Genomic DNA, 22,515 nt, shown 5'->3' on the forward strand with positions numbered 1-22,515 from the left:
CGGTTTGATGACATGTTTGTGACGACCCGGCCGGATAAATCTTCCGCTGCCACACTCCGGTCATCCGCGCCTCAGCGGCGGTCCAGCTCCGGGTCCTGCACGCCCTGGCGGCGCAGCTCCAGCACGGTGGGGGTGATCGCCTCGATGCGCGCATCCACGCGCGCGCGGCCCACGTAGTCCAGCTCCGGATTGCGCTTCAGCGCCTGCAGCTGCATCAGCGCCTGTTCCGGGCGGCCCCCCAGGAAGGCGGCTTCGGCATAGGCTTCGCTGGCGCGCACGCTGTCCCCGGCCAGTTCGCTGGCACGGGCGTAACGCTGCTGGAAGACCGGATCGTTACCACTTTGCGACAGCAGCGGGCGCAGCATGGCCTGGGCGCGCTGGCCGGCCTCGCGCCCGCCCTGTTCGTTCAGGATCTCGGCATAGGTCAGCGCCACCGGCCGGCTGTTGGGGTGCTGGCGCAGCAGCTGTTCGAAGCGCGCGTTGGCCTGGGCGGGCTGGCCCGAGCGCGATTCGGCTTCGGCCAGGGCCAGTGCCAGCCACAGGTTGTCGGGGTGGGTCTGGGCCAGGGCGGCCAGCGCCTGGCGCGACTGCAGCGCACCGCTGCGGCTGCCGCGCATGCCGGCCAGGGCCTGGCCGTAGCGCTGCGCATCGGTCAGCCCGTTCTTCTGCCGCTTGGCCAGATCGGCGTACTCACGGTCCACCTCGCCACTGTTGTCGCCACTGAGCACGCGCAGGCGCTCGCGGGCCCAGTCGAAATCGCCGCTGGGGCCGCGGTTGAGCTGGCCGATCGGCAGGCGCAGCACGCTGCCGGGCAGCAGCGGGTTGTTGCCGCGCAACAGCGGCTCGGACAGGCTGGGGTCGGCAGGATTCACCCGCTCCTTGCGCTCACCGCCCGGGGTGGTGGTGGTCAGCACCACCGTGTCCTTCTTCATCTGCTCGGCGCGCGCCTTGGCTTCGCTGATGCGCGTGGTGTTGACCGGGTGGGTGCGCAGGAAATCGGGAATGCTGTAGCCGCCGTCGTTGCCGCGCATCGCCGCGGACATGCGTTCGAAGAAGCCGGCCATCGCGTCCACGTCGTAGCCGCTGCGCGACAGGGTGCGGATGCCCAGGCGGTCGGCTTCGGATTCGTTGGAGCGGGTGTAGTTGATCTGCCGCTGCTGCATCAGCCCCATGCCGGAACTGATCGCGGCCATGGTGGCGTCGCCGGACGAATTGCCGCCGCTGGCCTGGGCGGCCACCACCGCCGCCAGCATGCCCAGCAGGATCGGAATCTGGTCGCGCTGGGCCCGTTCAACCCCGCGCAGCACGTGCTGCTGGGTCACGTGGGCGATTTCATGGGACAGCACCGCAGCCACTTCATCTTCGCGCTCGGCGGTCAGCACCAGGCCTGCATTGACCCCGATATAGCCGCCCAGGGTGGCGAAGGCATTGATCTGCCGGTCCTTCATCATGAAGAAGGTGTAGGACTGGCGGGGCTGGTCGCTGTTGGAGCCCAGCCGGGTGCCCATGGTCTGCAGCCAGTCGTTCACCAGCGGGTCGTCCAGCAGGTAACCGTAGTTGCGCAGCTCGCGCAGCATCATGGCGCCGTACTCGGCCTGGCGGGCCGGGGTCAGCAGCTCGCCGGCCGACGAGCCGATGTCGGGCAGCTTTTCCTGGGCGCGGGCCAGCGGCATGGCCAGGGCCAGGGTAACGGCGGTGGTCAGCAGCAGGGCTCGCAAGCGGGACATCCTCGGGCAGGGCGGGCACAGCGTGGCAGGGCAGGGGGGCAACCCTTCGTTAATCCACAGTGTTGCGGTGGTGGCGTGGAAATTCCAGCGCACCGGTACCATATACAGACCGTCGATCCATCGTGGAGTTTCCCGTGACAGCCCAGCCCACCGGCGCCAGCCCCGCCATCACCATCTATTCCACCGCCGTCTGCCCGTACTGCGTGGCCGCCAAGAACTTCCTCAAGAGCAAGGGCCAGCAGTGGACCGAGGTCCGCATCGACCTGGACCCGGCCGAGCGCGAGAAGATGATGGCGCTGACCCGCCGTACCAGCGTGCCGCAGATCTTCGTGGGTGACGTCCATGTTGGAGGCTATGACGACATGATGGCCCTGCACCGTGAAGGCAAGCTTGAGCCGCTGCTGGCCGGGCAGGGCCAGGCATGAGCGCCGCCGACGAGGGCAGCAAGGACCGCATCGCCGAGTTCACCGCGTTCCGCAAGCGCATGAACGAGCGCATCCTGGGTGAGCCCAACCAGGTCGTGCGCCGCTTCTTCGCGCTGGATACGCAGACCTACCAGGCCGGCGCGCTGGATGTGAAGACCAAGGAACTGCTGGGCCTGGTGGCCTCGATGGTGCTGCGCTGCGATGACTGCATCAGCTATCACGTGGCCCAGTGCAAGGACGCCGGGGTCACCCGCGAAGAGTTCTTCGAGACCTTCTCGGTGGGCCTGGTGGTGGGCGGTTCGATCGTCATTCCGCACTTGCGCCGCGCCGTCGATTTCCTCGACCAGCTGGAAGGCGGCGCCGCCGCACCCGAAGCACACGAGCACTGAAGCCGCGCCGGCCGCTGGCCGGCATTGCCTGAACAAACGGCCGCCGGGCATGGCCCGGCGCTACCGGACGCGCGCAGGGGCCTTTACCGCTATCTCTCAGCCCAGGAGCCTTGATCGGCTCCTGGTAGCGCCGGGCCATGCCCGGCGAATAGCGGGTGTCCCGACCGCCGGGCATGGCCCGGCGCTACCGGACCATGGTCTATTTGGGACCTCGGCCCCGGCTAAGGCATAATTGCGGGTGAAACTTCCTTTGCGCCGGCGTTTCCGGGCACGTCCGGACGGCGTACTTCCCCCTGTTCGGAACATCGATCAATGACGCAGAAAATTACGGTCATCCGCGGCGACGGCATCGGCCCGGAAATCATGGACGCCACCCTGTACGTGCTGGACCAGCTGAACGCTGGCCTGGAGTACGAAGACGCCGACGCCGGCCTGGTGGCCCTGGAAAAGCACGGCGACCTGATGCCGGCGGTGACCCTGGAATCGATCGCGCGCAACAAGGTGGCGCTGAAGAGCCCGCTGACCACCCCGGTCGGTGGTGGCTTCACCTCGATCAACGTCAGCCTGCGCCGCCATTTCGACCTGTACGCCAACGTGCGTCCGGCCCACACCTTCCCGAACACCAAGTCGCGCTTCGACAACGTCGACCTGATCACCGTGCGCGAGAACACCGAAGGCGCGTACCTGGCTGAAGGTCAGGAAGTCTCGGCTGACGGTGAGACCGCCTTCTCGGGCACCCGCATCACCCGCAAGGGCTCCGAGCGCATCGTGCGCTACGCCTTCGAGCTGGCCCGCAGCGTCGGCCGCAAGAAGGTCACCGCCGTGCACAAGGCCAACATCATCAAGTCGACCTCGGGCCTGTTCCTGAACGTCGCCCGTGAAGTGGCCGCGCAGTACCCGGACATCGAGTTCCAGGAAATGATCGTCGACAACTGCTGCATGCAGCTGGTGATGCGTCCGGAACAGTTCGATGTGATCGTCACCACCAACCTGTTCGGCGACATCATCTCCGACCTCTGCGCCGGTCTGGTCGGCGGCCTGGGCCTGGCCCCGGGTGCCAACATCGGCAAGGACGCGGCGATCTTCGAAGCCGTGCACGGCACCGCGCCGGACATCGCCGGCCAGGGCAAGGCCAACCCGTGCGCGCTGCTGCTGGCAGCCGCACAGATGCTGGACCATATCGGCCAGCCGGAAAACGCCGAGCGCCTGCGCAAGGCCATCGTCGCCACCATGGAAGCCAAGGATTCGCTGACCGGCGACCTGGGCGGCACCGGCACCACCATGGGCTTCGCCAAGGCCATCGCCACCCGCCTGTAAGCGGACGGTCGATCGCGGTTGGATACCCAGCGGGGCGCCTTCGGGCGCCCCGTTGCGCTTGCGGGTGGATCCACGCACGCGTGGATGAGGGAACGCCAATCTGTGCGTTTCCCGCACAGATCATGTGCCGCAACACGGCTGGTCCGTGCGCCATCGGCTGCGCATCCTGTGCCGACTTTCCCTTGCACAGGAGCTGCCCCATGAACCTTTCCGCGTTTGGCCTGGCCAGCCTGATCGGCATCGCCGTCACCGCCCCCGTCGCCGCGGCCGCGCCTTCCCATCCCACCATCCGCCACATGGCCGGTGCGCCTTCGGTCACTGCACTGAATGCAGCGACGACCGCGGTGCTGGTCATAGACTTCCAGAACGAATACTTCGATGCCAGTGCCGCGCCGGGCTTCAGCGGCGGGCGCATGGTCATTCCCGATGGCAAGGCGGCGCTGCGACAGGCCAAGCGCGTGGTCGATTTCGCCGATGCCAATGGCATCCGCGTCATCCATGTGCAGCACGTGTTGCCGGCCGCTGCACCGCTGTTCGCGCAGGGCAGCGTCAACGCCGCCTTCCACCGTGACCTGCAGCCGCGCCCCGGCGACACTGTGGTGCAGAAGGACAACGTGAGCGTGTTCGCCGGTGCCTCGGCCGCCGTGCTGGACAAGACGTTGAAGGACGCGGGCATCGACACCCTGATCGTGACCGGCCTGCAGACCCACGCCTGCGTGGTCGGTGCTGCCCGCGACGCCGCCGCCGCCCCGCGCGGCTACCGGGTGATCGTGGCCGGCGATGCCACTGCCAGCCGGGATCTGGACCTGGCCGGCGGCCAGCGTATCGGTCACCGCGCGCTGCACGAGGCATCGTTGGCGCAGATCGAAGATGCCTTCGGCCAGGTGCTGAGCACCGATGCGGTCCTGGCACTGCCGGTGCGCAAGGCTGGCGACGGCGCTTGATAAGCTGGCGGGGCCCGTAGATCGCGGGCTCCGCTTCCCGGGGGCTGTCTTCGATGGATCACTTCGCCGCCCTGCGCGCGCTGCGCGCCATCGTCGAAGCAGGCAGTTTCAGCGCCGCCGCCGAGCGCCAGGGCACCACCCATTCGGCAATGTCGCGGCAACTGCGGCAACTGGAAGAGCACCTGCAGGTGCGCCTGCTCGACCGTAACAGCCGCCGCCTGTCGCTCACCGAGGCCGGCCGCGAGTACTACGGCGAAGCGGTCGGCCTGCTGGATCGCCTGGACGCGGCCGATGATCGCGCCCGCGCCGGCCAGGCACAGCCCAGTGGGCGGCTGCGCATCAGCGTGCCGCAGGTGGTGGCCAGCCAGGAACTGCCGCATTGGCTGCCGGCTTTCCTCGCCCGCTACCCGCAGGTCTCGCTGGATCTGTCGGCCGACGATCAACTGGTCGACATCGTGGGCGGCGGTTTCGATCTTGCCCTGCGCATTGCGCCATCGCTGCCGGACAGTCAGCTGGTAGCGCGCGAGCTGGCCCGTTGCCCGCGCATCCTGGTGGCGGCGCCAGCGTATCTGGCGCGGCATGGCTTGCCGCGGCAGGTGGCGGATCTGCAGCAGCATGCGCTGCTGGGCTTCAGCCCCACCGCTGCCAGTGCGCCGTGGCACCTGCACGGCCCGCGTGCCGCCACCGCCACGATCGACGCCGGCCAGCGCCTGCGCGTGGACGCCACGCCGGCCCTGTATGCGGCGGTGCTGGCGGGCATGGGCATCAGCCTGTTCACCGCATTGACCGTGCAGGAGGACCTGCGTGCCGGTCGCCTGGTGCGCGTGCTGCCGGCCTGGCATGGTGGCCAGCGCTGCTACTTCGCGCTGTATCCGCACGCACGTGCGCTGGCGCCCAAGGTGCGGGCGCTGATCGACCATCTGGCCACGCACTATGCGGCGTGGCGCAGTGGCTGATGCTCAGGCCGGGCGGAACATGCGGAAGCGTTGTTCGGCAGTGACCCGGAAGTAGTCGGCCGGGCCGCCGCCGCGCAGGATGGGATCGCCGGCGGCGGTGTCATAGATGCCATCCACCAGCAGTCGCTGGTCGATATGCACGGCCACCACTTCGCCCAGCACCAGCCAGCCGTTGGTGTCCTGCCCGGCGGCATCGCGCAGGCGCACGATCTGCGTGCAACGGCACTCCATGCTGACCGGGCTCTGCGCCACGCGCGGCGGGCGCACCTGGGTGGACGCCAGTGGGGTCAGCCCGGCCAGGGCGAACTCGTCCACCTCCGGCGGCACCGCGCGGCAGCTCTCGTTCATCGCTTCGGCCAGCGCGAACGTGGCCAGGTTCCAGACGAACTCGCCCGTGGCCTCGATGTTGTGCAGCGAATCCTTGCGGCCCTGGCTGGAGAAGCCAATGATCGGCGGGATGTAGTTGAACGCGTTGAAGAAGCTGTAGGGCGCCAGGTTCAGCGCGCCCTCGGCGTTGCAGCTGGAAATCCAGCCTATCGGGCGCGGGCCGATGATGGCGTTGAACGGATCGTGCGGCAGGCCGTGGCCTTCGGCCGGGCGGTAGCTGTGGAAGCGGGGGAGGGAGGTGTTCTGCATGGGGTGGGGTTCCAGATGAAAAAAACCGCGACCCTTGCGGATCGCGGTTTGTCGTTTACAGCCGTGTCTGTGATCAGCGCTGCTGGATCTTCGACAGCAGGCGCAGGAATTCGACGTACAGCCAGACCAGGGTCACCATCAGGCCGAATGCGCCATACCACTCCATGTACTTCGGCGCGCGCTGGGCCACGCCGCTTTCGATGAAGTCGAAATCCAGCACCAGATTCAGTGCGGCCACCACCACCACGAACAGGCTGAAGGCAATGCCCAGCCAGCTGGCGTCATGGATCACCGGCACGTTGATGTTGAAGAAGCCCAGCACGAACGAGGCCAGGTAGAGCAGGGCGATGCCGCCGGTGGCCGCGACCACGCCCAGCTTGAAGTTCTCGGTCGCCTTGATCAGGCCGCTGCGGTAGGCCATCAGCAGGGCGAACAGGGTGCCGAAGGTGAGCAGCACGGCCTGGAACACGATGCCCGGGAAGCGCAGCTCGAACACCGCGGAAATGGCACCCAGGAACAGGCCTTCCACCAATGCGTACAGCGGCGCGGTCACCGGCGACCATTCCTTCTTGAACACGGTGATCAGTGCCAGCAACAGGCCGCCGATCGCGCCGCCCATGGCGTACAGCTTCGCCCCGGCCATCACTTGGCCGTAGTCGTCCACGGTCTGGTTCCAGGCAAAGGCAGCGGTCAGCACGGTCAACAGCAGCAGGATGCCGGTCTTGTTGACGGTGCCGTTGAGGGTCATGGCCTGGTCGGGGTGGGTGACCACCGAGCCGCTGGCCAGGTCCAGGAAGGTCGACTCGGAAAGAGCCGGGTTGCCGCTGCGCATGCGAAGTCTCCGTGCGAAAAGGGGATCGATACGGCCATCCGGCCGCTCGCTGCGATCATAGCCGATGGCTGCTTACGCTGCTGTGGTGGCCGCGCCGGGGCGCCCGGGTGGCTGCCGGCCGCGTTGACAGGCTGCGCCACGCTTGGCCACAATGGCCAGCTCGCCGGGCCTGTGCCTGGCGGGGAAGCATCACCGGGGTATAGCGCAGTCTGGTAGCGCGCCTGCTTTGGGAGCAGGATGTCGGGGGTTCGAATCCCTCTACCCCGACCAATCCCATGCCATGTCGGATTGGACGCCGTTCCGGTTCGGGCGCCCGTAGCTCAACTGGATAGAGCACCGGCCTTCTAAGCCGGCGGTTACAGGTTCGATTCCTGTCGGGCGCGCCATCGGCGCGACAGTCCAGGGTATCGCCGGTGCGATGTGAAGAAGTGCTTGCAAAAGCGCGGCGGCTGCACCAGAATGTCGGACTCGCTTCGGCGGATCGGAACTTCGGTAACGGCCCCGGGCAACGTATCAAGCTTCAACGCCAGCAGCATCGGCGGTGCAGCGAAAGTTTCAGTGGTGGCTGTAGCTCAGTTGGTTAGAGTACCGGATTGTGATTCCGGTGGTCGGGGGTTCGAATCCCCTCAGCCACCCCACTGATTCAACCGCATCGGCAACGCCGACACGGTATTGCAATAAACAGAATGCACGTTACAATGTGCGTCTGAGTTTCACGGGCTGTTAGCTCAGTTGGTAGAGCAGTTGACTCTTAATCAATAGGTCCAAGGTTCGAATCCTTGACAGCCCACCAAGACGGAAGCCACCTGGTTCGCCAGGTGGCTTTTTTCTTCAGATGTAACCCTTCGCGATGGATCGCAGGTTGCAGTGCTTGTTTCAACGCTGTTGAAGAAAGTGCTTGCAACGCCCTCGCGGATCGGGTCATAATTCGCGCCCCGATTTCGGGCTGTTAGCTCAGTTGGTAGAGCAGTTGACTCTTAATCAATAGGTCCAAGGTTCGAATCCTTGACAGCCCACCAAGACGAAAGCCACCTGGTCCGCCAGGTGGCTTTTTTCTTTTCTGCGCTATTCGCGACAGGGGCGCAGCGCCCAAAGGTCGCATCCGTGCCACATGCGTCAGCGGTGTTTCGCAGGATGTGCACTGCATCCCAGCGTGCCCTTGGCGAGTGCTTCCCAATGAGGATTCCGCGCCGCCGTGCGCATCTTCCAGGAAGGCTCTGATGGCCCCGATCAATCGTCCTGCTCTCGCCGTGGCACTACTCGTCGCGATCGCCGCTGCGGGATGTGTCGCAGTTGACCCACCGGTGCAGGCGGAGGCTGCCGTGGCGGCGCCCGATCCCGCGCACACCGTCGAGCGCCCGGAGGGCAGTGCGTTCCAGCCCGCACAGCCGTTGGATCCTGCCGAAGGGCAGCCGTCCGCCCCCGCAGGCGTCGCCGTGCAGCGCTCGGCCGATGGGCAGGCGATGCAGATCCGCACCCTGGACGAAGCCGAGGCGGCTGCGGCGGGCGACGATGCGCAGCCCGCCCGGCCGGTCGATCCCGCGCCCTGACCCCGGCAAGGGGGACGGCCAAGCCCTGCACAGTGCCTGCGCAGTGGGGGTGGGAAAATACCGGCATGGATCCCGATACCTCCCACTCCCGCCCGCGCTGGCTGGGTTCGCGCCAGCAGTGGCTGGAACGCCTGGCCCTGTGGGGCGGCGCGGTGGCCGTGGCGCTGGCCGCGATTGTCTTCGCCAAGGCCAGCGACGGGGCGTTCGCGGTGTTCCGTCGCGTGCACGACGCCTCGCCGTGGTGGCCGCTGCTGCTGACCCCGGCGCTGTTCGCCCTGCTGGCCTGGCTGACCCAAGGCATTCTGCGGCCGACCCGGGGCAGTGGCATTCCGCAGGTCATCGCCGCGCTGGATACCCCAGACCGTGCCTTCCGCAAGCAGAACCTGTCCCTGCCGGTGTCACTGGGCAAGCTGGGCCTGACCGTGCTGGCCCTGCTGGGCGGTGCGTCGGTGGGGCGCGAAGGCCCTACGGTGCACATCGGCGCCAGCCTGATGTACATGATCGGCCGCACGTTCGGTTTCCGCGATCCACGCCAGGCGACCCATTTCCTGCTGGCCGGTGGCGCCGCCGGTATCGCCGCGGCCTTCAATACGCCCCTGGCCGGCGTGGTGTTCGCCATCGAAGAGCTGTCCGGCCGCTTCGAACACCGCTTCTCCGGCACCCTGCTGACTGCAGTCATCGTGGCCGGCGTGGTGTCGCTGGGCCTGCTCGGCAACTACACCTATTTCGGCCGGGTCAGCGCCACGCTGCCGTTGGGCATGGGCTGGCTGGCGGTGCTGCTGTGTGGGCTGGTGGGTGGCCTGGCCGGTGGGTTCTTCAGCCGATTGGTGCTGGCCGCCGTGGACGGCCGGCCGCGCTGGCTGGGTCGCAGCCGCAGTGCGCACCCGGTGCTGTTCGCCGGCGCCTGTGGGCTGGCCCTGGCCGTGCTGGGCCTGGTGTTCGGGCTGGGCGCGTTCGGTACCGGCTACGAGCAGGCCCGCGAACTGGTGCAGGGCGGTGGCGGGGTGGGGCACAGCTTCGGGGCGATGAAGTTTGCCGCCAACCTGGTGTCGTATGTGGCCGGTATTCCCGGCGGGCTGTTCTCGCCGGCGCTTGCCGTGGGCGCCGGCATCGGCCACAACCTGGCCGTGCTGCTGCCCGGCGTGGACCCGGCCGCGGTGGTGGTGCTGGGCATGTGCGCCTACCTGACCGGGGTGACCCAGGCGCCGCTCACCTCGGCGGTCATTTCGCTGGAACTGACCGATACCAGTGACATGCTGCTGCCGATCCTGGCCGCGGTGCTGCTGGCGCGGGTGGCCTCGTCGTGGGTCTGCCACGTGCCGATCTACCGTGCGCTGGCCGAACGCCTGACCGCGGCGATGCCGGCCCCGGCACCCACCGCGGCCGCGCCTGGCCCCTGAAAAAGGCGTGTTCAGCTTTGTCACGCCTTCCGCTTTGCAGCCCCGCCTGCGACAATGAACGCCTGTGCCGGCCACGCGAAAGTGGCGGAATTGGTAGACGCCCTGGATTTAGGTTCCTTTCCGGTCCCTTTTAAATCAGACGTTTACGCGCGGGCTTCTGGCACAGTCGCGGCACAGTGGCACAGTTGGCACACCCAAATTGGCTAATTGTGCCGTCGTGCTGGCACACGCATTTGCCACACCTCGGCACCGTTAAGATGGCCCCACGGACCTGAGGTTTGTCGGCGCACGATCAATGAACGGGGGCAGCGGTGGCGGACAGTAAGATTTCTTGGCGCTCAGTTGTTGAGGCTGTAGTCGCAGGCGCAATCTTGGCCGCAGGCGGCTGGGCGCTGAACAAGCTTCCCGTTATCGGGAAGTGGCTAAGCGTCGAGGTGGTGCTGCCCCGCTGGGCGATACTTAGCGTCTTCATGGGTTGGACGCTGTTTCTCATCTTAGTAGAGCGTCGTTCGGCGGCGGCTGCTGCGGCGGTCCCGGAAAAGGAACCTGCAGCCCCCACGCCGCAGCAAGAAAGCTGGAAGCCTGAAGGGTTGGCCCTAGAGGTCGTGAAGGCCCTGAGGACCGTCGATGCTGGTTACCTGTCCGGGAATGAAGTGCGTGGGATGTTGCGCGCATTGGCGCTTGGTGACTGGCCTCAGGCCGATGTGAACCTGGCTCTTCGAGAGTTGAACCAGGAGCGCTTCGTGTCGTTCCATATCGACCACATGCGCGGCAAGGTGTACACGCTTGCCGATGACGGGATTCGCTTGGCGCAGCGCAGCGGTTTTATGCCCAAGAGCGCCGAGGCACTTCGCATGCTGAGATTCCAGATGAACACTTTCCAGGACTGAGGACAGTCCCAGACGCCCGTCAGGGCGTCTTCTCCCACCACTTCCCGCGCTTCCTCCCGGCTCGCCTGTCGGCTTCCCGCTGCCGGGCTTGCGCCTGCTCTTCAGGGCTGCGCTTGTCCGTGAGCATCAGGTGCCAGGACGTTGGGGCCATCTTCGTGGGGTCCACCGGCTGCTCGCTGGGTGCCTGTGGGGCGGCTGCTTGCTTGGGGTCGTCTGCGGTGCTCATGCCGCTCACCTTACTGCCGGTCCTGCTCACGACGTGAGACGCCCCAGAGGCTCGTTCTGAACGAGTCAGCGCCCCCGTGCGCGAAATACATCGACTAGCGGATATGAATCCGTGTACGATGGCGAATCCCACCCATTCCCTAGTTTGCCCCTCAGGCGGCCTTCGGCCGTGCTGGGGAAGTTGCGCCCTAAAGCATCAGCGAGCGGATATGCATCCATTCGATTGAGGCGCACCCAAGGGCGAAGCCCACCTTCTACAGGAGAGACCTTAAGTGAACATCCAGAGCAACCTTCAGTCCCTGCGCGACCGTCAGGAAACCCTCGAAGCGGAATCCGTGACCCTCGGCCAGAAGGCCTACAGCGACATGCGCGCGGACACCCCGGAGTCCGAGATGCTGCCGGGCGTGCGTCTCCTGAAGAAGGCCGTCGAGCCCACCGCAGCGCGGATCGTGGCGTTCATTGAGGAGGCAGGCAACGGCAAGGCCGGTCGCAAGCACATGGCATTGCCCTACGTGTGCCAGCTCGACGAGTACGAGGCGGCCTACTTGGCGGCCCGAGGTGCGCTGGACGGCGCCACCGCGAAGAAGCGGACCGTGCAGAGCGTGGCGCTGAACATCGGACGCTCGGTGGAGGCCCACTTGAACATCAGCAAGCTGGCCGACGAGAAGAAGGGCCTCTACAAGAAGGTGGCCGATCAGCTCAAGAGCGTGAACAACGCCCGGCACCGCTCCAAGGTCTACAGCGTCGTCTGCAGCCGCTACGGCGCGCAGGCGGTGACCTGGGACGACCAGGAGATGCTGAACCTGGGTATGAAGCTGCTGGAGCTGTTCATCGAAGCCACCGGGATGGTGAAGCTGGAGCGCGTGTCCCGAGGCACCCACGACACCGTCGTCGAGGTCCAGTTCGAGGAGAGCTGGCTGGCGGTGATCGAGAAGGCCCACGATCAGTGCGCCCTCCTGTGCCCGCAATATCAGCCGATGGTCCACCCGCCGATGCCCTGGCGGAACGCCTATGAAGGCGGCTACCTCACCAAGTTCCTCCCTACGCAGCTGGTCGCGACGTCCAACAAGGACTATATGACCGAGCTGGGCGGGCTGGACCTGTCCGACGTCCTGGAATCCATCAACGCCGTGCAGGCGACCGCGTGGCAGATCAACAAGCCGGTCTACGAAGTGCTGCAGGCCATCGTGGACGCGGAGGAGAACAGTCCCTGCATGCCCCCGGCCCACGATGAGCCGATGCCACCGCGCCCCTACGGCATCCCTGCAGACCTCGCGAAGGAGCACATGACGCTGGACCAGCAGGAAGAGCTGAAGGTGTTCAAGGGCAAGTGCGCACGTATCCACGAGAAGAACGCGAAGCGCATCTCCCAGCGCGCCCAAGTCGCCAAGGCACTGTCGGTGGCCGGCAAGTTCGCAGACGACGCTGCCATCTACTTCCCGCACTACCTGGACTTCCGGGGCCGCGTGTACCCGTTCTCCGCGTACCTGTCGCCGCAGGGCAGCGACCTGTCCAAGGGTCTCCTGCGGTTCTCTGAAGGCAAGGCCCTGGGAGATACCGGCGCGTACTGGCTCGCAGTCCACATCGCGAACTGCTTCGGTGTGGACAAGGTGTCCTTCGAGGACCGCGTCCAGTGGGTGATGGAGAACGAGGAGCAGATCCTCGACAGCGGCATGGACCCGCTGGATGGCGCGCGCTTCTGGGAAACCGCCGACAGCAAGGTGTGTGCGCTGGCGGCCTGCATGGAGTGGGTGGGCTACAAGCTGCAGGGCGAGGCCTACGTGTCGCACCTCGCCATCGCCATGGACGGCTCGTGCTCGGGCCTTCAGCACTTCAGCGCGCTGCTGCGTGATCCGGTGGGCGGGAAGGCCGTCAACTTGGTTCCGCAGGACAAGCCGGGCGACATCTACACGGCCGTCTACAAGGAGGCGCAGATCATCAGCGACGGCCGGGCAGGGGAGGAGAAGTACGCCGAGTTCGCCGCTGCCTGGGCTGGCAAGTTCAAGCGCAGCATCAGCAAGCACCCGACCATGACCCTCTGCTACTCCGCGACGAAGCTGGGCATGGCGAAGATGATCCTGAAGGCAGTCGAGGAAGAGCAGGAGGACGGATCGACGTACCTCAACAACGACGTGGACCTCTACAAGGCCTGCGTCTACGCCGCCGACTGCATCTGGATCGCGTTGGGCAAGGTGGTGGTGGCCGCTCGCGGCGCCATGGAGTGGCTGCAGCATTCTTCCAAGGTGGTCGCCAAGGCCAACCTGCCGATGCGCTGGACCACGCCGATGGGTCTGCCGGTCATGCAGGCCTACAAGGAGGAGAAGGGCACGCGCGTGAAGGTGTTCGTCAACGGCCAGCGCGTGGAGCTGACGCTCAACGCCGAGACCTCGGTGATCGACAGCCGCAGGCAGGCGGCCGGCATCGCGCCGAACTACGTACACAGCCTGGACGGCGCACACCTGATGCGTACGGCGAAACTGGCGCGGTTGAACGGCATCAGCGCGCTCGCGGTCATCCACGACTCCTTCGGAACACATGCGGCCGACACCGATATGCTCCATGCAGTGATCCGTGAGGCGCTGGTGCAGCAGTACACGCCGAATCGCCTGGAGATGTTCCGGGATGAAGTGGTCAGTCACCTGACCATGGTCGCGCCGGAGCTGGTCGATGAACTGGCACCGCTGCCGCCGATGGGGACGCTGGAGCTGGAAGGCATCCGGGAGTCCGACTATCTATTTGCCTAATACATCGACGATCGGATATGCATCCGTGAAGTGATTAAGGCGCACCCAAGCACGACCAAGTCGCCCTCGGCCATCCGGCCGGGGGCTTCCTCATTTCTGGAGAGACGAAATGCAGTTCAACACGCCGGTTCCGATCCTGAAGACCGCCTTGGAGTTCCCCCAACACATGCTCGCTCGGTTGTCCTGCGGCTTGTTCCGATGCCCGCTGCCGCTGGCCTACGAGCTGATGCCCGAGCTGGCCGCGCTGTACCGCAGCGCCCCGGTGGACAACCCGGAAGAGTGGGAGCTGGACCTGAAGATCCACATGCTGATGAAGGATCAGTACCCGTGCATTCCGAACTGGCACTGCGACAACGTGCCGCGTAACGCCGCTGGCGTCGTGGACTACCGACAGACGAGCGACCTCGCACCGCCGATGCTGCTGTGGGTGTCCGACGGCCCCGAGACGGAGTTCCTCGTCACACCGTTGGACCTGCCGACGCCGCGCGGGCATCGAGAGCTGGCCGAAGGCATCCGCGAGTCGGGCGCCGCTGTGCAGAAGATCGTTCCCCAGGTGTGGACGAGCATGGACCAGCTGACGCCGCATCGCGGAACGAAGGCCACGAAGGATGGCTGGCGGATCTTCGCGCGCCTCACCCACCGCAGCATCACGCCTGACCGGCCGGTACTGAGCTACCTGCGCCGCCACTGTCAGGTCTACCTGGACGTCACCTCCTTCGAGTGGTGAGCAATTAAGTCGCACCCAAGCACGACCAAACCGCCCCGGCTCCGGTCGGGGCTTCCTCGTCCTTGGGAGACCCAATGGCCTCAGCCCAGTCCGTCCGCGATCAGATCGGCATGCCTGACCTCAGCGCATGCAGGCCGCTCGCGGTCCAGCAGATCAACCACATCCAGGGCACCTCGCCCTCAATGCAGCTCTTCTCCACGGCCGTAGCGCTCACCGCTATGTCCGAGGCAGCAGGGCTCGACCCGTACGACGTGGTCGCCGTCTCACGACGCGCCATGAACGACCTCGAATCCCCTTACACCCATCAAATCCAGGCCATCCGCGACTACGCCACGAGCGAACTGCGGCGCGCCTGATCTGGAGCATCCACATGATCGGCAAATTGAACTCGGCGGTCGCCGAGCTGGAAGACAGCGGCTACCTGTCGGACGACACCCTGGCAAACCTCAACTTCGACGAGCTGATGCTGGTCCTGGAGCGCGCATGAAGATCCTCGCTGAAGGTACTCGCAAGGTTCTCCTGATCGACCCTGAAGCCATCTCGCGTAACGCCGAGCGTGGCCTGGGCAACTGCCAGACGGTCGCCACCGTTGCCACCGTGGATGACGCCGGCGCCGTGCTAAGCATTGATCACGGCATGACCGTGGACGTGCGCGGCGAAGTCAAGTTCGAGTACAGCCAGCACGCGTTCCTGTTCGTCATCAATCGCGTGCCGCTGCGTGGCGCATGGACCACGTGCGCCGAAGTCGTCATCGACGCCGAGCCGGAGACCGAAGAAGAGCAGCAGGACGAACCGCAGACCCCGGCAGCGCCGGCCGCCACCTCGGCTCCGGACGCACCGGCCGTGTCCTCGGCCCCGGATGTAGCACCGCAGTTGGACCTGATCCAGGCCCCGCCGCGTACCCCCAACCGCCCCGCCCGTAAGACGGCAGTCGTAACCGAAGGAGTCACCGCCTAATGGCAAAGAACAACGCATACCCGGTCATCAAGCTGCTGCTGCCGAAGGCCCCGGCCATCTTCCCGAAGCTGAACACCCCGGACACCAAGTTCGACCCGGACGGCGTCTATGAAGTGAAGCTGCGGTACGAGGAAGGCCAGACCGAAGTGGGCCTGATCGGCCGCAACGAAATCGACCTCGACGGCATCCTGGAGCGCCTGAAGGCCATGCGCGACGAGTTCGCCGAGGCCAAGCGCGAAGAGCTGATGGCCGGCGACGGCAAGCAGAAGAAGAAGGCGAAGGAACTTACCGTCCGCGACATCGGCGAGATGGAATGCGACGACGATACCGGCGAAGAAACCGGCAACCTGATCCTGAAGGCCAAGATGAAGGCCAGCGGCATCAGCAAGAAGGATGGCAAGCCGTGGACCCGCGCGCCGAAGCTGTTCGATGCCAAGGGCAAGCCGTTCCCGGCGAAGGCCCCGGCCATCTACGGCGGTAGCGTGCTGAAGGTGGCGGTTGAAGCCGTGCCGTACTACGCCGCCAACGACAACGTCGTGGGCGTCACCCTGCGACTGGAGGCGGTGCAGGTCATCGACCTCGTGTCCGGTGGGGGCCGTTCGGCCAGCGCATACGGCTTCGGCGCCGAAGACGGCTACAGCGCCGAGGAAGACGTCGGTGACGACGCAGGCTCGGTTGACGACAGCGCTGCCGGCGACGGCGGCACCGACGACTTCTAAGTCGCCCGCCCTGTAGCAGCCCGGAAGGCCCCCTCGTGGGGCCTTTCGCCTTTCTGGAGCAACACCATGCGCTTCCTCCTCAACCGGGCGGCAATGCCAACGCCGCGCGCCCGGCACCGTGCCTTCCTGGTGAACGGCAAGGTCATCAGTAGCACGTACAACCCCAAGGAATACACCGAGTACCTGAAGACCCTGTCGGCCGACTTCCGGCGCGACTTCGACTACAGCGAGTTCATCGAAGTACCGGTGCGCGTCTGCATCACGGTGACCCTCAAGAAGCCGAAGACCACCAAGCTGCCGCACCCGAAGCCGGACGTGGACAACTTCGCCAAGGGCGTGCTTGACGCGATGACGCAGGCTGAACTGTGGTCCGACGACACGCTGGTTCGCGAGCTGGCCGTCATCAAGCAGTGGGGACCGGACGATCAGATTGACGTCTCGGTATTCCACGCATGAGTGGCCCGACCTTCAAGGCGCTGGACGCCTCCAAGATCGCCTACCTCGTGGTCCATTGCGCTGCCACCCGCCCGTCGATGGACGTTGGTAAGGCGGAAATCCGCAAGTGGCACCTGCAGCGCGGCTTCTTCGACATCGGCTACCACTACGTCATTCGACGTGACGGAACGCTGGAGAAGGGGCGCGAGGACACCCGCCCAGGCGCGCACGTGTCCGGCTTCAACGGCAAGAGCCTGGGCATCTGCCTCGTCGGTGGTGTCACCGAGCACGACGTCAACGTCGCCGAGAACAACTTCACGCCACAGCAGTTCCACGAACTGCGCTTCCTGCTGAAGAAGCTCAAGGCGCTCTACCCCAACGCACAGATCGTAGGTCATCGCGACCTCAACAAGGGCAAGGCCTGTCCGTCATTCGACGTGAAGGAGTGGCTAGCCAACAACCCTCTGTAAGGAACGAACGTGGAACAGACGACAACCGACAGCGAACTCGTGAGCAAGGGCGCCTGCGATGAATGTGGAAGCAGCGACGGTAACGCGCTCTACACCGATGGGCACTCCTACTGCTTCGTCTGTAACCACTACACGCCGGGCGAGGGCGCGGCACCGCAGGAACCGACGACCGGCAAGAAGCCGCGTGCGCTGGCGACCGGCGAAGTGCGCGCCCTCGCATCGCGTGGCCTGACAGATGAAACCTGCAAGAAGTGGGGCTACTTGGTAGGCCAAGTGCCGCATCCGAAGACGAAGGAAATGGAGACGTGCCAGATCGCGGTTTATCGCGACGAGGCGGGGCGACCGGTTGCGCAGAAACTGCGCTGGAAGGACAAGAGCTTTCAGACCGTCGGCGACTTCAAGCACGTTGGTCTGTACGGCCAATGGCTGTGGCGCGACGGTGGCCGCAAGATCGTGATCGTCGAGGGCGAGATTGATGCCCTGTCGGTATCCCAGCTCCAGGGCCACAAATGGCCGGTCGTGAGCCTGCCCAACGGGGCGCCAGCGGCGAAGAAGTCTTTGGGTGCGGCACTGCAGTGGCTACAGAAGTTCGACGAAGTCGTGCTGCTGTTCGATGACGACGAGGTGGGTCGCAAGGCCGCTGAGGAGTGCGCTCCGCTCTTCAAGCCGGGTCAGTGCAAGGTGGGTCGCATTGACGGCTACAAGGACGCCAATGAGGCGCTGGTGGCGAAGGAAGGTAGTCGGGTAATCGACGCCATCTGGGGCGCCAAAGAGTTCCGTCCCGACGGAATCGTGGACATCGGTAGCGTCGCAGACAAGGCGGCTGAGACCGTCTCGGTATCCGAGCTTCAGTGGCCCTGGCCCACGCTCACGAAGATGACCTACGGTCGTCGCCGTGGTGAGGTCTACGGCCTTGCGGGTGGCACCGGCATGGGCAAGACGACGGTGTTCAAGCAGATCGAAGCACACATCTGCGACACCGAGAAGCTGCCGATCGCTCTGTTCCATCTGGAAGAGCCGCCGCACCACTCTGCGAAGACGCTGGCGGGCGTGATTGACGGCGTCCGCTACCACGTACCCGGCACGACCTACGACCCGGCGAAGCTGAAGGTGACCCTGACAGGGCTCGCCGGTCGTGTGTATCTCTTCGACCACTTCGGCGGCATCACCTACGAAGCCATCATCGAGAAGATGCGTTACATGCACCACGCCTTTGGTGTTCGGGACTTCTTCCTGGATCACCTGACGGCGCTGGCCGCAGTGATGGATGCCCAGGACGAGCGCAAGGCCATCGACAAGATGATGGCAGAGCTGGCCGCGCTGATGCTGGAGCTGGACTCCACGCTGTACTACATCAGCCACCTGACGACGCCCGAGGGCAAGTCCCATGAAGAAGGTGGTCGCGTCCTGGAGAAGCACCTGCGTGGCTCACGCGCAATCGTCTTCTGGAGCCACTTCATCTTCGCGGTTGAAGGCGACAAGCAGTCGCCCGGTTCGCCGCGTGTCCTGCGCGTCCTGAAGGATCGCTTCACTGGCGACTCCAACGGCCTGTGCATCGGGCTGATGTACGACCAAGAAACCGGCCGCATGACCGAATGCGCGCTCGACGACAACTCCGGCTCCTCTCACGGCTTCCGTGATGAGTCCATTCCGTTCTGACCTGGAGAGAAAATGCAAGCTCATATCCCGTCGGCCGCCACCGTTGGCGACGTGACCAGCAACGCCCGTGGCAGCGGTGCGCGCTACAACGCCAACAAGGCCCCCATGGATCTGATCCCGTTGTGGGTTGTCGCCAACTCGTTCGCCGACAAGGCGACCCATGACGACAACCTGGAACCGGTCCAGAAGGCGCTGTATCACCTCGGCCGCTTCCAGACCACCCACGACGTTGCCGAGCTGGACAAGGCAATCGATTGGCTGAGCCACCGCTGGTTCTCCTGCGCGCGTGTCTTCGATTACGGCCGCAGGAAGTACGCCGAGTGGAACTGGGCGAAGGGCATGGCGTGGTCCGTGCCGCTGGCATGCGCCGCGCGTCACGCGCTGGCGATTCTGGACCTGGACGAAACCCTGGACTCGGAATCGAACGAAGCCCATGAGGGGCACTTCATGTGCAACCTCGTGATGCTCCGCACGTTCTACGACAGCTTCAAGTCCGGCAACGACCTGCCGCCGCCCGAGATGTTCGCGCCGCTGTAACCCCCAAGGCCCCGAAAGGGGCCTTTCTCATTCTGGAGAGACCCATGTTCACCCCTGGTATCGGCGCCTACGCCAAGGCGTTGCTCATGCTGCTGCCCACGGTAGTACGTGGCGACGTGATTCTCGCTGGCGGCGCGCTGCGCTCCTTCTTCGACAAGACCGAGCAAGCAGACGTCGATCTGTTCTTCCGCAGTGATGAGGACTTCCTCCGCTGCTTGGAAGTGATGCACGCGCACCCGGGATTCCGCTACGACGGCTGCAAGGGCCGCTCGGAGGTGTTCATCCGAGTCGTGGACGGCATCGAGTTCAACCTGATCGGCTTCGCCTTCGGTTCGCCGCAGGAAACCATCGAGCGCTTCGACTTCCGCTGCTGCCGAATGGCTGCGTGGATGAACGGCAACGGCGGGTTGGAGTTCGTGTCCGATCCGCACGCGGTCTCCGACGCCGTCATCAAGGCGCTGATCGTCATGGTCAACAACGGTACGGAACGCACGCTGCGCCGCATCGACCACTACGTCCTGGACTACGGCTACAGGCTGGACCTCGACGTGGTCGATCACCTGACCGAGGAGGCAGATGCCGACGTCCTGGATGACCTGGGTCAGGTCACCGTGGTCAGCGCGACCCCGAAGCAGCGCTACATCGCGCGCCTGCCTCGCTGCGGCAACGGCGGCTACTGACCCGCAACTCAAGGAGCCACATGCTCATCTACGACTTGGAGACGGATGGTCTCCTTGAGACCGTCACGAAGATCCACTGCCTCAACATTCGCGACCGCATCAACCAGCGCGATTTGCGCTTCACCGACCACACGCACTACCACTGCGGTGCCCCCACGAAGCGTGATGGGACTCTGGCCGACGGCCTGAAGTTGCTCTCGGAGTCTGCCGAAATCGGCGGGCAGAACGTCATCGACTACGACAACCCCGTCCTGAAGAAGCTCTACGGGTGGGAGCCACGGCCGGATCAACGTGTCCGCGACACGCTGGTCGAGTCTCGCGTGATCTGGACCAACATGCGCGACGTGGACTTCACCATGATCCGCGCCGGCAAGCTGCCCCCAGAGTTCGCGAAGAAGGGCCTTATCGGCCTCCACAAGCTGGAAGCGTGGGGCTACCGCCTTGGTTGCTTCAAGGGCGACTTCAACCCGAAGGACTTCGGCTACACCTGGGAAAACGTCCCGTTCCTCGTGGAGATGGACGACTACTGCTCGCAGGACTGCACGGTCACCGAGAAGTGGTTCGACAAGATCGACTCGAAGGAATACTCGTTCGAATGCCTGACGCTTGAGACGGCGGTTGCGCTGATCATCAGCCAGCAGACCCGCAACGGCTTCGCCTTCAACGAAGCGGCCGCCCTGGAGCTGCATGCGCTGCTGCTGAAGCAGAAGATCGTTCTGGAGGAGAGCCTCCGCGACATCTTCCCGCCCTGGGAAGTCATCACCAAGCGGGCAATCGCGAAGGCCAACAACAAGAAGCTCGGCCGGGTGAAGGGGGAAGAGTACGTCGTCGTGAAGACGATGGTGTTCAACCCTGGCTCCCGCGACCACATCGCCAACCGACTGAAGGCCATCTACGGATGGGAGCCCACGGAGTTCACCGACAAGGGCAAGCCCAAGGTGGACGAAGTCGTCCTGGGCGCGCTGCCCTGGCCGGAGGCCAAGCAGCTGACCGAGTACCTGACCGTAACGAAGCGCCTCGGGCAGCTCGCAGACGGCAAGGAAGGGTGGCTGAAGGCGGTACGAAACGGCCGCATCCATGGCCGCGTGAACACGAACGGCGCGGTGACGGGTCGTATGACCCACAGCAAGCCCAACGTGGCTCAGTGCGACAAGTGGAAGCCGATGCGTGCTCTTTGGACGGTCGCTGCCGGGAACGTGCTGGTGGGTTGCGACGCGGAGGGCTTAGAGCTGCGCATGCTCGCGCACTACATGGCCCGATGGGATGGCGGCGCCTATGGCGATGCCGTGGTCAACGGCAAGAAGGAAGACGGAACTGACGTTCATACGGTCAACCAACATGCCGTCGGCCTCAACAAGCGCGACGCGGCGAAGACCTTCATCTACGCGCTGATCTACGGCGCTGGCGACTTCAAGCTCGGCACCGTCATTTACGACGATATGACCGACGCACAGAAGCTGAAGTTTGACTCGTCGGAAGGTGCAAAGAAGTCGAAGGACCGCGCCCTGGCAACGCTGGGACGTAAGCGTCGTCAACGCCTGATGGAGCGTCTGCCGGCACTGGCCGCACTGACCAAAGCCGTCAAGGAAGCCGCAAAGAAGCGCGGCAACCTCAAGGGCCTCGACGGCCGCCTCCTCCACGTCCGAGGCGAGCACGCCGCGCTCAACACGCTGCTGCAGTCAGGCGGCGCCGTCGCCATGAAGAAGGCCCTCGTGATCCTGGACGAAGCCCTTCGCACTCACCCCAACCCTCTCATGCGCGCCGTGATGTTCGTCGCGAACGTGCATGACGAGTTCCAAATGGAAGCACACCCTGATGTTGCAGCAGAACTCGGACGCCTCGCAGCCGACGCTATTCGCCTCGCAGGCGAGCACTTCGGAATGCGTTGCCCCCTCGCCGGGGCATTCGACATCGGAAGTAACTGGGGCGACACCCACTGAGCTGGCGTACCTCGCTGGCTACTTCGACGGGGAGGGGTCCATCGGCATTGCCGGTGGCTCCCTCTGCGTGCGCATCACGAACACCTACAAGCCAGCCCTGGAGCGTTTCCAGCAGCTGTTCGGCGGGTCCGTGGACATCCACAACGCAGGCGACGAGAAGTCCCGCCTGTCGTGGGTGTGGCGCACGTACGGCAAGCGGGCTGAAGACGCCCTCGCAGCCATCGAGCCGTACCTCGTCGAGAAGGGCCCGCAGGCCTACCTCGGAAAGCACTTCCGCTCACTCCCCAAGGGGCCCGACCGCGACCGCGTGGTCCAGGCGCTGACCCTCCTGAAACGTACCACCCACCAAAGGTAAC

Annotated in this window: 24 protein-coding genes and 5 tRNA genes; 26 read left to right on the top strand and 3 right to left on the bottom strand. The window is 65.2% G+C overall.

All coding sequences use genetic code 11. The features are described from left to right. Positions 1 to 71 precede the first annotated feature (71 nt). Positions 72 to 1,727, bottom strand: a complete 1,656-nt coding sequence (locus tag C1930_RS04510; RefSeq protein WP_199912006.1) for a M48 family metalloprotease — start codon at positions 1,725 to 1,727, stop codon at positions 72 to 74. 134 nt (positions 1,728 to 1,861) lie between these two features. On the opposite strand from C1930_RS04510, the gene grxC reads away from it, so the two are divergent. From grxC to C1930_RS04535, 5 genes are all read left to right on the top strand, one after another. Then, a complete protein-coding gene (grxC, locus tag C1930_RS04515; protein WP_108755520.1) occupies positions 1,862 to 2,152 on the top strand; it encodes a glutaredoxin 3 in 291 nt (96 codons plus the stop codon). Then, complete coding sequence (locus tag C1930_RS04520) at positions 2,149 to 2,541, top strand: carboxymuconolactone decarboxylase family protein (protein ID WP_108752308.1); 393 nt, start codon at positions 2,149 to 2,151, stop codon at positions 2,539 to 2,541. The genes grxC and C1930_RS04520 overlap by 4 nt, the downstream gene beginning before the upstream one ends. A gap of 312 nt (positions 2,542 to 2,853) precedes the next feature. Continuing rightward, the gene (locus tag C1930_RS04525; protein ID WP_108748704.1) at positions 2,854 to 3,858 is read left to right on the top strand and encodes an isocitrate dehydrogenase; all 1,005 of its coding nucleotides are present in this window, start codon (positions 2,854 to 2,856) and stop codon (positions 3,856 to 3,858) included. A gap of 200 nt (positions 3,859 to 4,058) precedes the next feature. Further along, positions 4,059 to 4,802 (top strand): cysteine hydrolase, encoded by a 744-nt coding sequence (locus C1930_RS04530; RefSeq protein WP_108771159.1) that lies wholly within the window; start codon positions 4,059 to 4,061, stop codon positions 4,800 to 4,802. A 53-nt stretch (positions 4,803 to 4,855) separates the two neighbouring features. Further along, a complete protein-coding gene (locus C1930_RS04535; protein ID WP_108755522.1) occupies positions 4,856 to 5,758 on the top strand; it encodes a LysR family transcriptional regulator in 903 nt (300 codons plus the stop codon). A gap of 3 nt (positions 5,759 to 5,761) precedes the next feature. Here C1930_RS04535 and C1930_RS04540 read toward each other — a convergent pair whose 3' ends face one another. After that, positions 5,762 to 6,394 (bottom strand): flavin reductase family protein, encoded by a 633-nt coding sequence (locus C1930_RS04540; RefSeq protein WP_108771160.1) that lies wholly within the window; start codon positions 6,392 to 6,394, stop codon positions 5,762 to 5,764. Between the two features lie 73 nt (positions 6,395 to 6,467). Further along, complete coding sequence (locus C1930_RS04545) at positions 6,468 to 7,226, bottom strand: Bax inhibitor-1/YccA family protein (RefSeq protein ID WP_108755524.1); 759 nt, start codon at positions 7,224 to 7,226, stop codon at positions 6,468 to 6,470. Positions 7,227 to 7,419: 193 nt separating this feature from the next. Here C1930_RS04545 and C1930_RS04550 point away from each other — a divergent pair. The 21 genes from C1930_RS04550 to C1930_RS20395 all read left to right on the top strand — a co-directional run bounded on the left by C1930_RS04550 (position 7,420) and on the right by C1930_RS20395 (position 22,514). Further along, positions 7,420 to 7,496, top strand: a tRNA-Pro gene (locus tag C1930_RS04550). A gap of 39 nt (positions 7,497 to 7,535) precedes the next feature. Further along, positions 7,536 to 7,612 (top strand) — tRNA-Arg (locus tag C1930_RS04555). Positions 7,613 to 7,787: 175 nt separating this feature from the next. Next, positions 7,788 to 7,864: transfer RNA gene (locus tag C1930_RS04560), tRNA-His, on the top strand. A 79-nt stretch (positions 7,865 to 7,943) separates the two neighbouring features. Next, positions 7,944 to 8,019 (top strand) — tRNA-Lys (locus C1930_RS04565). A gap of 150 nt (positions 8,020 to 8,169) precedes the next feature. Beyond that, positions 8,170 to 8,245, top strand: a tRNA-Lys gene (locus tag C1930_RS04570). A 201-nt stretch (positions 8,246 to 8,446) separates the two neighbouring features. Further along, on the top strand, positions 8,447 to 8,776 hold the full coding sequence (locus C1930_RS04575) for a hypothetical protein (protein WP_159093540.1): 330 nt from the start codon (positions 8,447 to 8,449) through the stop codon (positions 8,774 to 8,776). 65 nt (positions 8,777 to 8,841) lie between these two features. After that, complete coding sequence (locus C1930_RS04580) at positions 8,842 to 10,176, top strand: chloride channel protein (RefSeq protein ID WP_108755526.1); 1,335 nt, start codon at positions 8,842 to 8,844, stop codon at positions 10,174 to 10,176. 371 nt (positions 10,177 to 10,547) lie between these two features. Then, positions 10,548 to 11,066: a hypothetical protein gene (locus tag C1930_RS04585; protein WP_159093541.1), complete on the top strand. Its 519-nt coding sequence runs from the start codon at positions 10,548 to 10,550 to the stop codon at positions 11,064 to 11,066. Positions 11,067 to 11,563: 497 nt separating this feature from the next. Beyond that, a complete protein-coding gene (locus tag C1930_RS04595) occupies positions 11,564 to 14,035 on the top strand; it encodes a DNA-directed RNA polymerase (RefSeq protein WP_108771164.1) in 2,472 nt (823 codons plus the stop codon). 109 nt (positions 14,036 to 14,144) lie between these two features. Further along, positions 14,145 to 14,762: a hypothetical protein gene (locus tag C1930_RS04600; protein WP_108771165.1), complete on the top strand. Its 618-nt coding sequence runs from the start codon at positions 14,145 to 14,147 to the stop codon at positions 14,760 to 14,762. A 74-nt stretch (positions 14,763 to 14,836) separates the two neighbouring features. Next, complete coding sequence (locus C1930_RS04605; protein WP_108771166.1) at positions 14,837 to 15,118, top strand: hypothetical protein; 282 nt, start codon at positions 14,837 to 14,839, stop codon at positions 15,116 to 15,118. A gap of 14 nt (positions 15,119 to 15,132) precedes the next feature. Then, positions 15,133 to 15,249 (top strand): DUF2167 domain-containing protein, encoded by a 117-nt coding sequence (locus tag C1930_RS20500; protein WP_164114771.1) that lies wholly within the window; start codon positions 15,133 to 15,135, stop codon positions 15,247 to 15,249. Beyond that, positions 15,246 to 15,719, top strand: a complete 474-nt coding sequence (locus C1930_RS04610; RefSeq protein WP_108771167.1) for a hypothetical protein — start codon at positions 15,246 to 15,248, stop codon at positions 15,717 to 15,719. Before C1930_RS20500 ends, C1930_RS04610 begins: the two co-directional genes overlap by 4 nt. Further along, positions 15,719 to 16,438, top strand: coding sequence for a DUF2815 family protein (locus C1930_RS04615; protein ID WP_108771168.1), 720 nt, complete (start codon positions 15,719 to 15,721; stop codon positions 16,436 to 16,438). Before C1930_RS04610 ends, C1930_RS04615 begins: the two co-directional genes overlap by 1 nt. A gap of 66 nt (positions 16,439 to 16,504) precedes the next feature. Next, entirely contained in the window at positions 16,505 to 16,894 is a 390-nt protein-coding gene (locus C1930_RS04620) for a RusA family crossover junction endodeoxyribonuclease (protein ID WP_108771169.1), read from the top strand. Further along, the gene (locus C1930_RS04625) at positions 16,891 to 17,343 is read left to right on the top strand and encodes an N-acetylmuramoyl-L-alanine amidase (protein ID WP_108771170.1); all 453 of its coding nucleotides are present in this window, start codon (positions 16,891 to 16,893) and stop codon (positions 17,341 to 17,343) included. Before C1930_RS04620 ends, C1930_RS04625 begins: the two co-directional genes overlap by 4 nt. 9 nt (positions 17,344 to 17,352) lie before the next feature. After that, entirely contained in the window at positions 17,353 to 19,002 is a 1,650-nt protein-coding gene (locus C1930_RS04630; protein WP_108771171.1) for a toprim domain-containing protein, read from the top strand. A gap of 12 nt (positions 19,003 to 19,014) precedes the next feature. Further along, positions 19,015 to 19,539 carry a dATP/dGTP diphosphohydrolase domain-containing protein gene (locus C1930_RS04635; RefSeq protein ID WP_108771172.1) on the top strand — a complete coding sequence of 175 codons (525 nt, stop codon included), beginning with the start codon at positions 19,015 to 19,017 and terminating at the stop codon, positions 19,537 to 19,539. A gap of 44 nt (positions 19,540 to 19,583) precedes the next feature. Continuing rightward, a complete protein-coding gene (locus C1930_RS04640; RefSeq protein WP_108771173.1) occupies positions 19,584 to 20,219 on the top strand; it encodes a hypothetical protein in 636 nt (211 codons plus the stop codon). 20 nt (positions 20,220 to 20,239) lie between these two features. Further along, complete coding sequence (locus C1930_RS04645) at positions 20,240 to 22,159, top strand: DNA polymerase (RefSeq protein ID WP_108771174.1); 1,920 nt, start codon at positions 20,240 to 20,242, stop codon at positions 22,157 to 22,159. 1 nt (position 22,160) lies between these two features. Continuing rightward, entirely contained in the window at positions 22,161 to 22,514 is a 354-nt protein-coding gene (locus tag C1930_RS20395) for an LAGLIDADG family homing endonuclease (RefSeq protein ID WP_267895993.1), read from the top strand. Position 22,515: the final 1 nt, after the last annotated feature.

Origin of the sequence: Stenotrophomonas sp. SAU14A_NAIMI4_8, from assembly GCF_003086695.1 — a bacterium.
Classification (GTDB): Bacteria; Pseudomonadota; Gammaproteobacteria; order Xanthomonadales; family Xanthomonadaceae; genus Stenotrophomonas.